Source organism: Pontibacter harenae, from assembly GCF_020907245.1.
Taxonomy (GTDB): Bacteria; Bacteroidota; Bacteroidia; order Cytophagales; family Hymenobacteraceae; genus Pontibacter; species Pontibacter harenae.
On sequence record NZ_JAJJWH010000034.1, the window covers coordinates 1 to 15205 of the forward strand.

Sequence of the window (15205 nt, forward strand, 5' to 3'; positions counted from 1 at the left end):
AATACTCCTAATCCTTTGACACAGTTTGTTTTACAGCCTCCATTCCTGTTTTTAGATATGCAATCCACTAGCAAATTCTTAATGTGACGCAGCAATTTTAGTTAGTACTTATCTCTGCTGCTATTTCGTGAATGCCTCCGTTACTCGCTCTGAGGTCAACTTTATATGGAAAAGCTTAGAGGCTGTTGTGATTCAAATGAATTATAACAGACTCTAAAGTATTAGCCATAAGAAGAGAATTTACATCTTGAACGCAATTTCTTTAGCAATAGCTACAATACCTCACTCAGCAATACATTATAAAATGGAGAACCTCCTGTTTTAGCAGTAATCACTACTAAAGTAGGAGGTTCTCCGTTGTTTTGCTCCTAAGTCAGGAACAGGTATTCTACATAAAATAAATTATTACCTCAACTATTAGTTGGCATAGAAGTTAAAAGCACGAATATTGGCAAATCGTCCTGGGTCGCCAGCTGGTTGCGTTGTTAAATACCCCATCGATATTTCAGAGGCTTCTGTAACCGTAAATGTGATTTTATACGCTGTTACAGGCTTTCCATTAACTATTTTCACAGACCCAATGGCAGTACTAACCTGTTCTACATCTGGCAACTCGTCACCTGGCGCTACAACAATGTAGGCATGATCATTCTCAGATAAGTTGGTGTCTCTCAGGTCCGAAATTTCGAAGGTATAGCTACCTGGATCAAGCGCAAGAGTTTGGTAAACCTTACCATTTGTAACAGCAGGAGCTCCCCATCCAGATTCAACATTAAAGATGTTGCCATTCCACTCATCCCAACCGCCATGGCCACCACCATGAATTTTGATAGCATCATTAGTTATCCAATCTGCCAGCGTTCCCCATCGGCCAGATCTTGATGAAGCTATAAAAGGGACCTGACGGTTCTTTAGTTGAGGCACTACTTTCACTTCATAATTTCTGTAAGCAACCGCAAAGGTATCTATACTTGTAGCTTCAGGCTTAAATATAGTTCTGTAGCGTATTGTCGTGGTCTTATTCAAGCCTTCCAGTACAGCTGTAGGTTGTGTGGCAGGTGTTACCACATGCTTTGTTTCTCCGTCTACATCATACTCAATTTCAGTAAACTGAGCGCCTGTGGATAAATCCATTGTCTCCCAGTTGATGATGGTATTGTTAGGATTGAAAGTAAGCGATGATATTAAACGATTGTTTATTTTTCGCCTATAAGAGCTCCCATAAGAAGTACCAACTGCATTTACTGGAACAGAACGATTGCCAACCGCATCATAGGTATATGACACAAAGTTCTTCACTCCTTCATCCACATCAAAAACTCTTTCAAAAGGCACTTTTCCTGTCTCTGTGCCCTTATCTAGGTTGTACTCCACCGAGTCCCGAAAGTCATTCCAAAATATCCTCAACTTTGTCACCTTCGGGTCTGCACTTATCAGACCTTTGTACATTACCCGTCCTTTACCAGCCAGCACCTGTACCGAGTCAATCTTGCCCGTATACATTATTTCGCCGTCCTTGGTAAACTCTTTGAACTCATCCCATTTAGAGCATGAAATCATTGCCGCAGAACAAAGTACAGCTACAAGAGCTAACCTTATTTTCTTTAACATAAAATTTCTTTCCATGATATTTTATTTTTAGCAGCCCCCGTTGCAACCGAAGCACAGCCTAAACTGCAACAGGGCCTTTATTTCATTTATTTATTTACCGCGGATCACCGTATACTTTTATCTCATTGATGCTTTGAGCTGTACCGCCTGCCCAGTTTTCAAGGCATCTAACTCTTATGTACCTTACTTTAGGTGCAGTTAACGGAATATCAAAATCCCATCCCTTTTCTCCCGTTTCTCTGTCTAAAGCTGTATCCTGCCCATAAGGAGTGTCCGAAGGCTTTGTCACTTCATAGGAGCCTAGTAAAACCCAACTCTCATCTAAGGCACCACTTAAAGATGGATTTTCTGAACCATACACTTCAAATTTTTTCAGAGTAGTTAAGAAGTAGAACTGCGCTGGGCTAAGTTCAGGGAAAGGACGTATCCAGAACCTGCTTAATTTTGCAGATACACCCGTGTCAAAAGTAATCATGTGTGGGCCTGGACCTCCGTTTACCTGGTGGGTAAAGCTTACATAAGGCCAGCCCAAGCGGTTATCCCAAGCATACTCTAACCTTGCGCCATTTGTAACTTGTGGAGCATCGCCAGGTAATTGAAATGCTCTGAATTTTGTAGGTTCTAACTCTACCTCATAAATTGGTTTAACAGTTACAGTAGAGGTATCTGTAGAGTTACCCCATTTATCTCTAACGAATACCTGAAACTCGTAATTAACTGTATCAAGCCCTCTTATCTTAGACTGAATGTCGCTAACTCTAGTAAAAACACTTTTGTTGTTATCTACCTCAAACTCATTGAAAGCATTGGGCTTCATCACCATTATTGCAACGTTGTCCGCATCAGGGTTTTCAGCTGATAAGTTATAACCACCAAAGGCGTTGTCTACTTTAATGCTTTTATAGACCTTCCAGATAGGCGCCTCCAGCGGCTTAACTATTACCGTAACAGGCTCCGAAGAAACCTTGGTGCGGCTTACAGCATACACCTTTACTTCATGCTCTAATGTGTCAGCAAAGCCTTCAACTGTTAGCTCACTGTTGTAATAAGAAGACTTTACTTCTGCCTCTTCTCCATTTGCAAGTTTATAAACAGCCTTAACGTAGAGTAAACTTTGGTTTGTAGGCAGGTTATAAGTAAGCTTTGCTTTTCCAGATAGGTTCTGTACCGTGATGTTAGAAACCGTCCCAGGTACGGTTGTGTCGGTTCCTATGGGTTCTTTGAAACCTAAGTCTTCCTCGCAGGAGCCCATAGCAAAGGCTCCTAACAGAAGAAAAAACACATTTTTTATATAACGTATATCCATGATATTTTATCTTTTTGATGTTTTAAATTACCAACCAGGGTTTTCTACCAAATTTGGATTTCTTCTGGTATCGAAGTTGCCAATTGGCCATAAATAGTCTCTTGGAACAATAAACTTCTGGCTGAAAACTACTCTCTCGCTATTGTAACCTTCAGTTGTTTTAGACGTGATGTTCAAGCCGGTAATGTCCTTATTCAGTTCTTCACCTGCCAGTTTCCATCTTCTAAGGTCCCAGAAACGATGGCCCTCGAAAGCAAGCTCAATTAAACGCTCCTGTTGGATTATCTCTCGCAAGCCATTCTGATTAGTGAACTTAGCTGGGTTTTTAGAATAAGTAGACCAAGATTCTGCCACACCTTTCAGTCCAGCTCTCTCTCTTAACTTATCTACATACACAATCGCCTCAGCTGCTTCGCCTGTCTCGTTCAAGGCTTCGGCATACATCAAATACAAATCTGCCAATCTGATCTCTGGCCAAGGATACCCCTTCCAGGCTGGAGCAGAAGTACTATTAGTTGTCGACTCCCAGTGCACAAGCTTTTTAATGAAATAGCCTGTTTCGTTCCAGTTCATGTAATCACCAAAACCAGCTTTCTCGCTGTTCTTAGACCTGATATAGAAAGTATTCTCATCGGCACCAGTAGCATTGCCGTCTTTCATGTACCAGATAGATCCATCAAATCCAAGGCTGGCATAAAAGCGTGGCTCACGATCGAAGTTAAGTCGGGCAGTTCTGTAAGTAGGCTCAATGTAATAACGCTCGCTCATTTCAGCCGTTCTTACAGCCATATAATCTGAATAGTCTAATGTTTTATCTTCTTCAATGGGAACTCCATTTTTAGTATAAAACATCTTTGCTATTTTTAAAGGAGCAGCCCATGCACCTCTGGTTTGGCCTCTGTCGTTGTGTGGGCTTCTTTCTACAGGAGGCATTGCAAGGAACTCGTTGTTCATGTAGCTGTTAGACAATGCCCATATAGCCTCAGGTCCCCAGCGGCCTGTCACTGCATTCCGAATGTTCAGCTGTGTTTTAATTTCATCACTTAGCTGTAAAACATCATTCTTATAGGTATACAGAAAGTGTCCATTTGCTTCGGCAGCTTCTATGGCTGCTTTAGCCGCATCACGGGCCTTTACCCATTTAGTTTGATCGTACTGTCTATTGAATAAAACAGTACCATCATGATTGGCAAAGCCTGCATAATCTGTATTGCCATTAAATAAAGGGCTAGCAGCAAATAACCACAACTTTGCTTTAACAGCCAGCGCAATAGGCTGTGTTATTCTGCCAAGCTGGGAGTTTTCATCTACTATTCTAGGAGGCAGTTTCTTAACCGATTCATCAAGTAAATCCGAGATATAAGTCACCACATCATCTACTGGCTGTCGTACGGCATTTGGTTCCGCAATAGGAGAGTTCTCATCCATGATTGGAATAGGCCCGTACATTCTGAATAAGTAGAAGTGATAGAATGCTTTTAAGAACTCTACCTCTCCAATCCATCTTTCACGTTCGTCTATGGTAAGATCAGGCACCTTGTTTTCATCCTTTATGTTTTCTAAAAAGATGTTACAATGACGGATACCTCTAAACATCTTTAGATGCTCCCAACCGTTTCCGCCGCCTTTTCTTAAACCTGACCACTCGTCAAACAAAGGAGCATCCTTATTCTGCTGCCCTTGGGCAATTCTGAAAGCTGCATGCCACTGGGCTTGGCTTGCCTGCGGCAACCACATCTCGTCACCAGCAAACATACCTACATTGTACCAGCCGTCACCGTTCTTTGGCAAAAACGAATAACAGGTAAACAGGTACTTTTCCGCTTCATTGCGCAGCTTAAAAGCATTTTCTATAGTTGCTACGTTGTCAGGTACTACATCCAGATAGTCTTTGCAAGAAGAAACATTAAGAGCTACTAGCAACAATATGCACTTTAAGTATCTACTTCCCCTTTTAGACTTCAAGCCTTTTAAAGAAGGCTTCTTTGTTGCCTCGTTCAACCGACTAATTTTAGAAAGAATATTATCCTTTATCATGATTTCAAAATAAAATTATACTATAAGTTTAGCGAAACACCTAAGTTGTAAACAGACTGAATAGGATAGTTCAAACCATTTCCTCCCATTTCCACATCCCACATTTTAAATTTGCTGATAACAAAGAGGTTGGTAGCGGAGAAATAAACCCTGGCACTTTGTACACCAATTTTCTTAGCATTAAGTATGTTGTAACCTAAGTCTACATTTTTCAGCCTTAAAAAATCTCCGTTTCGCATCCACCAGGTTGACCTCACATTGTTTGGCCCTACCTGCCAAGTACTCATTCGTGGCCAGAAAGCATATAGGTTTCTGTTCTCCTCAGACCAATGGTCGTTAGCAATAGCTTCTAACAAACCGTTCTGGTTGCCGCCTGACGTAACAAAAGGTTGTATAGCAGCTGGGTTTATGAAGAAAGAAGAGCGAGCTGAACCCTGGAAATAAAAGCTAAAGTCAAAGTTCTTATACCTCATAGAAGAACCAAAACCGTAGATAATTTCAGGTTGTGTAGGATAACCGATAGGCACTTGGTCATCTGAGTTTATTACGCCATCGCCGTTAATATCTCTATACTTGATGTCTCCAGCCAACAAGCCCACGTCACCAAACTGCACAGGTGAGTTAGCCACTTCCTCTTGGTCAACAAATAATCTTTCTGCGATGTACCCCCACTGCTGAGAAGCAGAACGCCCAGTTCTAGTTAAATGGGAAAGGCCACTCTGATAGGCAAGTTCGTCGGTTTTAATAATCTTGCTGGTAGCATAAGTAAAAGTACCCCTTAGATCTGCACTAAAATCACTACCTATGGCTTTTGTATAGCTGGCAGAAAGGTCTACGCCCTCAGATTTTAACGCTCCGTAGTTTGACAATGGAGTAGCCATTAAGCCAGAAGCATTATCGATATAGGTTATAGGTTGTAGAATCTGGGTTCTCTCTTGCTGAAACGCATCAACAATAAGCTCAAAGCCGTTCGCCAGGTTCAAGTCCATACCCAAGTTTAGCTGCTTTGACTCTTCCCAGGTAATAGCATCATTAGCATATCTGCCGATGGAAACCCCTGGCTTGTAATAAGTAGCTGCTCCATCGTTCTTACCAAAGGTTGCACCATAATTACCATCATTTAAGCTAACTTCAGACATGTACAAAAATCTCTGATCTCTTGTGCCAATGGCATCGTTACCAACAATACCATAAGTTGCTCTCAACTTCATGTTTGCGATAACACTTTTAAGAGGCTCAAAAAATCTTTCGTTAGAAACTCTGTAACCTAAACCAACAGAAGGGAAGAAACCAAAACGGTTCTTTTCAGAGAATCTTTCTGAACCATTGTATCCAAAGTTGAATTCAGCCAAGTAGCGTTCGTCAAAACCATAGGTAAGTCTACCAGATGTACCGTTGTTTCGGGCAGGAAGAGAACGAATCAAGCTTCCTGGGTTACCTGCTTCATAACTAGAGATGTAAGAAACCAGCATTGCCCCAACAGAGTGCTTGTCGGCAAACAGTTTATTATAGTCTACAACGCCCTGCAGCCAGAACTGAGACTCAATAATTTTATCGGTTTCTGTATAGTTTAGATATTCTGTACCAGCCACACCAACAGAATTGGCTGAACCATCATTTAATACACCGATACTATAACCTCCTGTTGTTGGGTCTATAGTAGAGTTATAGAAAAAGGGATTGTAGAACCTGTTTAGGGCAACATGCGAAGTTCTTTTGACATAACTCATTGCACGGGCGCTTAAGCCTTCTGTTATAAAACCAAGGTCTTGCTTCAGTTCTATCTGCGGATTCAGGTTGGATGTTTTATAGGTCTGATACCCCTTCACCATTTCAGCGTAAGGATTCACATATAAAACGTTTGTTGCCATACCTTCGCCGTTCATTATTCGGGCTGAACCAAATAGCGGATGATCTAAGTAAGGTAGCTTATCTTTCGGATACACTGCCGGGAACATAACAGGATTTGCACGCAAGGCATTATCAAAAATAGTAGCGCCACCACTTCTGCCATTTGTTCCGATAGGACCAGTATAATCGTCAAACTGGCCATAGATACGGGCAATTAACACGAGCGACTTTGTCAGGTTCAAGTCAACGTTAGACCTTATCGAGTAATTACTAAGCTTGATGTTACTGTTGAAGTTGTTGATAGGGTCTACCTGTAGCAAACCGTTATCGCGGTTGTAAGTACCAGCTATGTAATAGCGTCCTTTAGGAGTTCCTCCGCTTATGTTCAGGTTATACCCTTGGTTGATCGTATAATCTTTAATTAATTGGTCAACCCAATCATTATTAGGATAGAGATATGGATCAGCTCCAGCCTGCGTATGATTAATCTTGTTCTGACTGTAAGGCTGAATAGCTTCAGGAGAACGGCTCAATGTGGCTTCGTTAGCCAACCTCATGTAAGTGATGTTATCGGCAAATTTAAAGTTTTTGGTATTAGTAGACACACGGTTTTCTGCTCTGAAGCTAAATCGTGTTACGCCTTCCTTACCTAGCTTCGTGTTGATTAGAACCACACCGTTTGCACCCCTGGCACCATAAATAGAACTGGCAGCAGCATCCTTTAGCACAGAGAAGTCAGAAATATCATCTGGTTGCAAACGAGCCATATCTGTTGGAGTAGACTCGATACCATCTATAAGGATGAGAGGGTCGCGCTTTCCTGTTCCGAACGTAGATAAACCACGGATGTAGAAAGTAGAGTTATCGGTTCCCAAGCCTGGTTCACCGCTTTGCTGGAAAGAGATAATACCGGCTACTTTACCAGCAATAGCATTTGTTAAGTTCGAAGATGGGGTTTTTAGTTCTTCTACGTTTACAGATGTAATAGAACTCACCAAGCTTTCTTTACGCTGCTCACCAAAACCTACAACAACTACTTCTTTTAGAGCCTGTGCATCTGTAGCCAGTGTTATATTAATCTGATTTTTGCTTCCGATAGCCACCTCCTGGCTTTGGAAACCAATAAATGAGAAAATAAGTCTGCCTTTAGCATCTGGTACAGTTAAAGTATATTCTCCATTTTCATCTGTAACGGCACCAACACTCATGTTTCCTTTAAGCACGATACTTACACCAGGTAACGGAGCACCATCATCTTTAGAAATAACCTTACCTCTTACCGTAAACTGATCTTGCTTGGCAGTTTCGCTAATCCTACTGACACTTGCAGGGTTATTCAAGACTACAGTTGGAGTTATTGCAGTGGCTTCCTGCACTTCATAATTGCTGTTGTCAGTCCTTTTAAGTCTTAGATTTAAAGGTGCCAGCACAATCTTTGCAGGCTCTCCAACACCAGATCCTTGCAAATTTTTGCTCTCTACTTGCGCAGACATGTTGCCCTGAGCAAATGATGGGGACAGGCCAAGGCCTATCCCCATCATTACCAGAAGCCATTTTCTTTTTTGTACATTTTTCTTCATGTGTGTGAGCGTTTATACCAATAGTCAGTGGAGAATAAATTATCAATAAATTAATCTTTATAAATTCTTATTATATCTTTATAATCCTATATATTCAATCATTAGTCATAGGAATCTTCTCAACCCACCCCTTCTGTTCTTGCACACCAACCTAAAGTGAAAATTTGCGCACCTACAACTCGTTTTTTCTCTGCGGCTACTTTTGGCTTTTTCAGCTCACTACTAATGATGTTATTTTGCAAATGCTTTCTCCAAAATATTAGGCCTTGCTACTGGCAATTCCAATTTGAATTTTCAGCACCCTTCAAAGCACCTTAAGCATAAGAGCAAACACTCTATAAAGCTTTGTTCACATGAGTAAATACTCAATAAAATTGTATCACCTAACTCAGAGCTAGTTAGCTATATATTTGGACAATGATATAGAAATTTTTACAATTTATTTCCATAACAAAGTGAGTAAACACTTCTATGTTAAGACACTAAGTAGCTATATCTTTATATAGAGCTTTAAAACGAATATTATTTTAAAACTGCGTGTCTTAAAATAATATTGGCAAAAATCAGTTAAAGGAGGTCAAAACTGAAAATGTAAACTCAAATACTATTTAACAGAAGCTTTTTCTCTGCACAAAGAGAAGATGACGATAGTAGGAGCTACTACTTTTAAGAGAGGTAAAATTCACTAAAAAATCGTGTCGGCTTTTTAAAAACTGCATAACGCATTTCAAAAAAGATTCATAAAACTTCATCTGGAAGTTTAAAGCTATCCTTATAGGTGTAAGAGCTAGTGTGGCAGGTGTAGATTTTTTCCTATCAGATGAGGAATCTGAGGAGAGAAGCATTCTTTCTACCCCTAACCCTTATGAGAAAGGGTAAGGGGTAAATCCTTAGAATGTGTTATTCAGCTCTGGAAACGGAGAATGAATAAAACCGTTTCTATTGCTTACTATTAGGCGATATCACATATTTGAACGCCCTGTTTTAGCGAGGCAAGCTTGTCGGGCCGCTTGGGGACAAACTCCTGTGCTACAAAGCCCTTGTAACCAGTATCAGCAATCGCTTTCATGATAGCAGGATAATTTAACTCCTGTGTCTCATCAATTTCTGCACGCCCAGGCACGCCACCTGTATGGTAATGAGAAATGTATTTTTGAAACTTGTTGATGGTTGCAATTACGTCTCCTTCCATAATTTGCATATGGTATATATCGTACAGCAGCTTAAACCGATCCGATCCTACTTGGTCTGCCAAGGCTGCTCCCCAATGTGTGCGGTCAGCCATATAATCTTTGTGGTTTACTTTGCTGTTCAGCAACTCCATCACCATCGTTACCTTATGCTTTTCGGCCAAGGGCATTAAGCGCTTTAGGCCTATTGCGGCATTTTTCAATCCCTTTTCATCGTCCATACCGTTACGATTGCCCGAAAAGCAGATAATCTGGTTAAAGCCCGCTTTGGCTACTAACGGAATAACTTCTTCATAGCTTTTCACCAAAGCATTGTGGTACTGAGGGTCATTGAAACCTTTCTGTATTCCCATACCCGCTCCCCAAGGCAAAGCCGAAGTTAACCCGTATTTTTTAAGTGTAGGCCACTCCTCTGGCCCTACTAGTTCTATTGACTGGAGTCCTATATCGTTTGCCGCTTTACACAAATCCTCTAACGAGACTTTTTCATAGCACCAGCGGCAAACAGAGTGGTTTATTTTACCCTTTAACTTATACCCAACGGCTTTATCAGCAGCTTCCAAGCGATGTGTAAGAGCACTACCAACTGTTGCCAGCACAACACTGCCAGCAATCTTCATGATAGACGAACGGCGAGAGTTTGAATAAGTCATAATTAAAAAAGGTATGGTAAAAACTTTATAAATGCTCAACTGGCATAGCTATTAGCCTCGCTAATTTTTTGCTACAGTTAATAATTTGCTACTGCTTCTGCTCAGAAAGAAACTGAACAAGAGAAGCGAATTCTTCATAAGACAAAGCGTTTGCAAGGCCAGCAGGCATCATCGATGTCTCCATTTCTTTTCTGGAGAGTATGTCGCTGGTTTTAACAGTAAATACTTCGCCTACAATGTTGCGCATCACTATTTTTTCGGCAGACTCTTCTGTAATAAAACCCATGTAGCTTTTATTACCCTTAGCGGTTACAAGCACACTGGCAAAACCCTGGGAAATGGAAGCATTGGGCTTTAAAATAGACTCTGCTATTTGCTCCCTATTCATGATAGAACCAACCTGCCCCATAAAAGGGCCTTTCATCTTCTCGCCTTTTTCAATGCTGTGGCAGGCAATACATCCCTGCTGGTAAAAAATTGCTTTCCCCTTGATGACATCACCTTTTATGCTACCAAGTGCCAGCATCACATCTTCTATAGAAGACTCCCCTATTTGACCTTTCTTATTCTTAATCTTTTCCAGATCCACGTTTACCTCATTGGCTATAGCTTCGGTTTCTTCGCCGCCAAACTCAGTTATCCCCATACGATGGCGACCATTTAAATCTGCAAAGAGTTGCTTTTCTGCCGTACCTGCTTTTTCCCATTCTGCCCTCAAGAACTTTTCTATTTTGGGCGACTCTTCCCACGTTATCCCTTTGTAGTAAGGTCCATGCGAATCAGGACGCGTACCCCACCACCAGGAAGCATCATAAGGTGCTTCTTTTTTATAAAGACGCGATAAAGTGGTAAGGATTTGGGTTTTCAGTTTTTTGTCAGAAGCTTGTTCATAAGCAGATATCAAACCATTAACGGCTTTGGTGCTGTGCATGGAGCGCAAAGCCCATAGCGCAAGCGAAGAGTTCTCTGACCTGATAGCTTGTACACTAGCATCTACTGCATTATAGTTTACCAAAGCACGCATAGCCACATGAGCAGGTATAATAGCGGCATGAGGCGTGGCATGAGGCCCCTCCATATCTTTTGCAGGAGCCACAAAAGATGTAGGAACTTTTACCTGCAACAAAGCAGGAATCGCCTCCTCGCGCTGTAGTCGGCCTAAGCCAATAATAGCGGCGACCTGAACTCGTTCGGAAGGATCTTTCACCCCTTGCAGGAAGGGCTTCAACGGCACTTTATCTACGTATGTTTTTCGATCGGTGAGGGCCTTAAGCGCAAACTCCCGAAGCTCGTTGTCCTGTGTTAGCTTAACTAGGTTAGCTATTCCTTTTTCGCCTGCTGCCTGTGCGTAGGTAAACATACCAGCAACACGGGCGTAAAGTGGCAGTTTATTGTCAGCAGTAATTTTCCAGGCAGCTTTTGCCGCTTGAGCTTGAGAGCAGTTTAACAGTTCCTGTGATGCATGTAAGCGTGCCACGGCACTGTTAGAGGTAAGCAAGGCAGCTAATTCCTTCACCGAGGCATTTTTAAGGTTGGGGAATGGCGCATATTCCCAGTTTTTGGGTACAGCACGTACCACATATCCTTTTTCAGGACTACCAGAGTAACCAGCGCCGTTCCAGGCAGCCAAGTAAAGCCGTCCAGAACCATCTACATCCAAATCAGTGATTTGAGACAGCTTTATAAATTCTTCTTCCGCTTGCGTAAAACTTGCCTTATCTGGGCTCACCCGATGGATGTAGAGCTGGTTTCTGCCCCAGTCAGCCATCATCGGAACCTTATTATACTTTGCTGGCCAGGTGGGTTCATCCATAAATAGAGCACCTGTTCCAGAACCACCTCCCACATCTGCCAAAGCAGGAATGATTTCATCTGTAAAGTGCTTGAAAAGCACAGGGTACCCATACTCCCCTGTTTGCACCTGATGGCTGAAGCGAATGTTCCATCCACCGCCATCGTTGGTATTGCCTCGCGTGAAAATATTCATGTAAGGGTCAATGGCCACATCATAAATGTTTCGTGTACCATGAGAATACTCTTCCATCTCCGTGCCATCTGGCCGAACGCGCACTATACCGCCGCCCAACATGGTTAGTTTATTACCCGTACGGTCTACAGCATCGTGAAATCCAAAATCACCAACCGCAACATAAATCCAGCCGTCAATACCCATTCTGATACCATTGGTAGCATGGTCTCCGCCTCGTTCCTGCACCAGCTTCGCATTGCCTATATGCTGAATCAGAGGCTTAGAGGGCCCATCAGCCACACCATCATGGTTTAGGTCTTCAAATACAACCAGGTCCATACCTGTTGCCTTGTTGCCGTCTGGGGAGGAAGCTGTATGTAAAACGAAGAGTTTATCGCCAACAGGAAGAATGCCTCTTGGGTTATCTACTTTGGCAAAAACAGTGTGTTCGTCTACCTTACCATCATGGTCTTTATCTGTCAGTCTGATAATACGGCTATCACCAAGCCCTCTTCCCAAAGAGCCTTCCGTATCAACACCTACAAATACATCGCCGCTTGGCGACACAGCAAGGCAGGCAGGACTAGGAGTAAGATCAGGACCAGAAAAATCTGTGACTACGATCTCCTGCGGCCAGTCCTGAGCTTTGGCAACAGGCTGTGCTGCTTCTAGTCTTTGAGGAACATCTCGCTTACCAAATACGCCAACTATCGTCAGGTAGAAGTACAACAGGTATGTAGTGACACTAAACATCATCATAATTCTCCTCAGGTATTACTACTTATAGTTATTCATTTTCACTCCCTCATTCACTAGCTTATCATCCATAAAAAGATAAAAGTACATCCCTCCAAAGAGGGACGTACTTTGTCAGTGAAATATGAGGAGTATCGGAGCAACATAACTCCTGGAAAGATCTTACTAACTTACTAGCTCTGCGTTAGTGCTTGAAAGAGTAAAGCTCGGTAAAGCCTTAATCTCCCCACCATTCATAGCAGACTCATGCGCCAAAATACCTACGCAGGTAATGTTTGCAGACTGGCTGGCATTTGGATAAGGTTCTCTGCCTTCCACCAACGCACTTAAAAACTCATGCACCAAGTGTGGATGCGAACCTCCGTGACCTGCGCCTTGAATAAAAGACAGGTGTTGGTTACTATCAGAGTCATAAACGCCTGCTTGCGTAAATTGCTGTATTTCTTCTGGCAATAGATGCGCATAATCTGGAATTTTCACACGCTCTGGCACCTCACCTGTATGTATCACACTGTCCTCATGCTCAATCTGTGTCCACTCAAAAGACTTTTTAGAGCCGTAAACATCAAAACTTTCACGATACTGCCTAGCTGTGTTAAACAGTGAACGTGTAACCTCAGCAGATAAATCTGAATCTTTAAACTTAATGTGGCAGGTCTCGATAGCGAATGGAGAACCATACTTCGGAATCAGTTCCTCATCTATTCTACCTGAGCCAAAGCAGGAAACATACTCCGCCTCAGCCTTAGGTAGAGCCAAAACTGGTCCCACACAGTGTGTGGCGTAGTGCATTGGAGGCAATCCTTCCCAATAGCCTGGCCACCCTGCCATCTCCTGCTGGTGCGATGCGCGAAGAAACTGAATCTTACCCAGCTCACCTTTTTCGTACATTTCCTTCACAAACAGAAATTCGCGGCTATACACCACTGTTTCCATCATCATATAAGTAAGGCCTGTTTCCTTAACAGCCTCCACTATTTGCCTGCATTCTTCTACAGTAGTTGCCATAGGCACCGTACAAGCCACGTGCTTTCCTGCCCTTAAAGCCGCTATAGATTGCGCTGCGTGGCTTTGAATAGGAGTGTTGATATGAACTGCATCAATTTCAGGATCTTTCAGCATCTCATCATAATCGGTATATCTTTTTTCTATACCGAAAGCATCACCAACTTCATCTACCCTGCTTTGAGTTCTCTGGCAAATAGCATACATATTGGCATTAGGGTGCTTCTGATAGATCGGAATGAATTCAGCACCAAATCCTAGTCCAACAATAGCAATATTTATCTTTTTTTGGCTCATAATTAGGCTATTTTATGTGTTCTTAATTTTATTTAATGCTTGATAGGCTTTCTATTTCTTTTTGCTCTGACTCATTGGGAGAAGCCGCCCATTGTTTCAGGAACTTCAGGCCCTCTCTTGCAAAACCGTCCTGGCTCGGCACAAGTGGTCTCCATATACAAACAGCACCAGCCAACTCCTTCACCTCAGGCGTAAAACTCTCTATTGAAACAGCACCTTTATAGTCTATAGCTGTAAGGGCCCGCTTATAGGCATCCCAACGCGTTTGACCAGTACCTGGTGTGCCTCTGTAATTCTCAGAAACCTGCAAGTGTATCAGTTTCTCGCCCACCGACGTGATGGCTCTCTCTATGTCAGGTTCCTCAATGTTCATATGAAACCCATCGAGCAACACTTTTGCCGCAGGATGGTTAATATCGTTCACCAACCGCATAACATCTTCTGCAGTATTTATCAAATCTGATTCAAAACGGTTCAGCGGTTCCAACGCTATTTCTAATCCACGTTCAGAAGCCATGCCGCACACTTTGTGCAGATTGTTAACGGCTCTCTCCCACTCTTTTTTCTTCTGCTCTGGAGATACTAATCTGGCTTTACCCACAGCTGAATACATTGGTCCAGCAAAAAAACCTGCACCGAGCGCGGCACTAATCTCTAGACACGTCTCTATGTATTCAAAGCTTGTTTTATGGAAAGATGCATCGTCATGTGTCAGATCACGACTAGTTCCAAATGCCCCACAAACCACCGCTTGCAGTTCATTTTGCAAAAGAGCCTCCTTCACCTCTTTAACATTTACCAGGCCAGGGTCCTCTACTGGTATTTCGACCACATCGTACCCCATCTCCTTTATTTTCGGGAAAAGCTGGAGTGTGTCTTTACTAAAAGGCGAAGTCCATAACCAGGTACTAACTCCAAACTTTATGTCTAAACTCATCTTTACGTATTTA

8 protein-coding genes are annotated in these 15205 nt (G+C 42.4%); all 8 read right to left on the minus strand.

Annotated features, from left to right (window positions below; all coding sequences use genetic code 11):
- Window positions 1–417: 417 nt before the first annotated feature.
- The gene (locus tag LN893_RS15115; protein WP_229971494.1) at window positions 418–1626 is read right to left on the minus strand and encodes a DUF4998 domain-containing protein; all 1209 of its coding nucleotides are present in this window, start codon (window positions 1624–1626) and stop codon (window positions 418–420) included.
- A gap of 79 nt (window positions 1627–1705) precedes the next feature.
- Window positions 1706–2917 (minus strand): DUF5000 domain-containing lipoprotein, encoded by a 1212-nt coding sequence (locus LN893_RS15120; RefSeq protein ID WP_229971495.1) that lies wholly within the window; start codon window positions 2915–2917, stop codon window positions 1706–1708.
- 27 nt (window positions 2918–2944) lie between these two features.
- Complete coding sequence (locus tag LN893_RS15125; RefSeq protein ID WP_229971497.1) at window positions 2945–4954, minus strand: RagB/SusD family nutrient uptake outer membrane protein; 2010 nt, start codon at window positions 4952–4954, stop codon at window positions 2945–2947.
- 20 nt (window positions 4955–4974) lie between these two features.
- Window positions 4975–8385 carry a SusC/RagA family TonB-linked outer membrane protein gene (locus LN893_RS15130; RefSeq protein ID WP_229971499.1) on the minus strand — a complete coding sequence of 1137 codons (3411 nt, stop codon included), beginning with the start codon at window positions 8383–8385 and terminating at the stop codon, window positions 4975–4977.
- Between the two features lie 952 nt (window positions 8386–9337).
- On the minus strand, window positions 9338–10228 hold the full coding sequence (locus LN893_RS15135; RefSeq protein ID WP_229971501.1) for a hydroxypyruvate isomerase family protein: 891 nt from the start codon (window positions 10226–10228) through the stop codon (window positions 9338–9340).
- Window positions 10229–10316: 88 nt separating this feature from the next.
- The gene (locus LN893_RS15140; protein ID WP_439651217.1) at window positions 10317–12950 is read right to left on the minus strand and encodes a DUF7133 domain-containing protein; all 2634 of its coding nucleotides are present in this window, start codon (window positions 12948–12950) and stop codon (window positions 10317–10319) included.
- Between the two features lie 168 nt (window positions 12951–13118).
- Window positions 13119–14255: a Gfo/Idh/MocA family protein gene (locus LN893_RS15145; protein WP_229971505.1), complete on the minus strand. Its 1137-nt coding sequence runs from the start codon at window positions 14253–14255 to the stop codon at window positions 13119–13121.
- A 28-nt stretch (window positions 14256–14283) separates the two neighbouring features.
- On the minus strand, window positions 14284–15192 hold the full coding sequence (locus LN893_RS15150; protein WP_229971507.1) for a sugar phosphate isomerase/epimerase family protein: 909 nt from the start codon (window positions 15190–15192) through the stop codon (window positions 14284–14286).
- Window positions 15193–15205 lie beyond the last annotated feature (13 nt).

What these genes read in the sequence shown, in the direction of transcription:
- LN893_RS15140 (WP_439651217.1), bottom strand. Translation starts at nt 12,950, where the DNA reads ATGTTTAGTGTCACTACATACCTGTTGTACTTCTACCTGACGATAGTT.
- LN893_RS15150 (WP_229971507.1), bottom strand. Translation starts at nt 15,192, where the DNA reads ATGAGTTTAGACATAAAGTTTGGAGTTAGTACCTGGTTATGGACTTCG.
- LN893_RS15125 (WP_229971497.1), bottom strand. Translation starts at nt 4,954, where the DNA reads ATGATAAAGGATAATATTCTTTCTAAAATTAGTCGGTTGAACGAGGCA.
- LN893_RS15115 (WP_229971494.1), bottom strand. Translation starts at nt 1,626, where the DNA reads ATGGAAAGAAATTTTATGTTAAAGAAAATAAGGTTAGCTCTTGTAGCT.
- LN893_RS15135 (WP_229971501.1), bottom strand. Translation starts at nt 10,228, where the DNA reads ATGACTTATTCAAACTCTCGCCGTTCGTCTATCATGAAGATTGCTGGC.
- LN893_RS15120 (WP_229971495.1), bottom strand. Translation starts at nt 2,917, where the DNA reads ATGGATATACGTTATATAAAAAATGTGTTTTTTCTTCTGTTAGGAGCC.
- LN893_RS15145 (WP_229971505.1), bottom strand. Translation starts at nt 14,255, where the DNA reads ATGAGCCAAAAAAAGATAAATATTGCTATTGTTGGACTAGGATTTGGT.
- LN893_RS15130 (WP_229971499.1), bottom strand. Translation starts at nt 8,385, where the DNA reads ATGAAGAAAAATGTACAAAAAAGAAAATGGCTTCTGGTAATGATGGGG.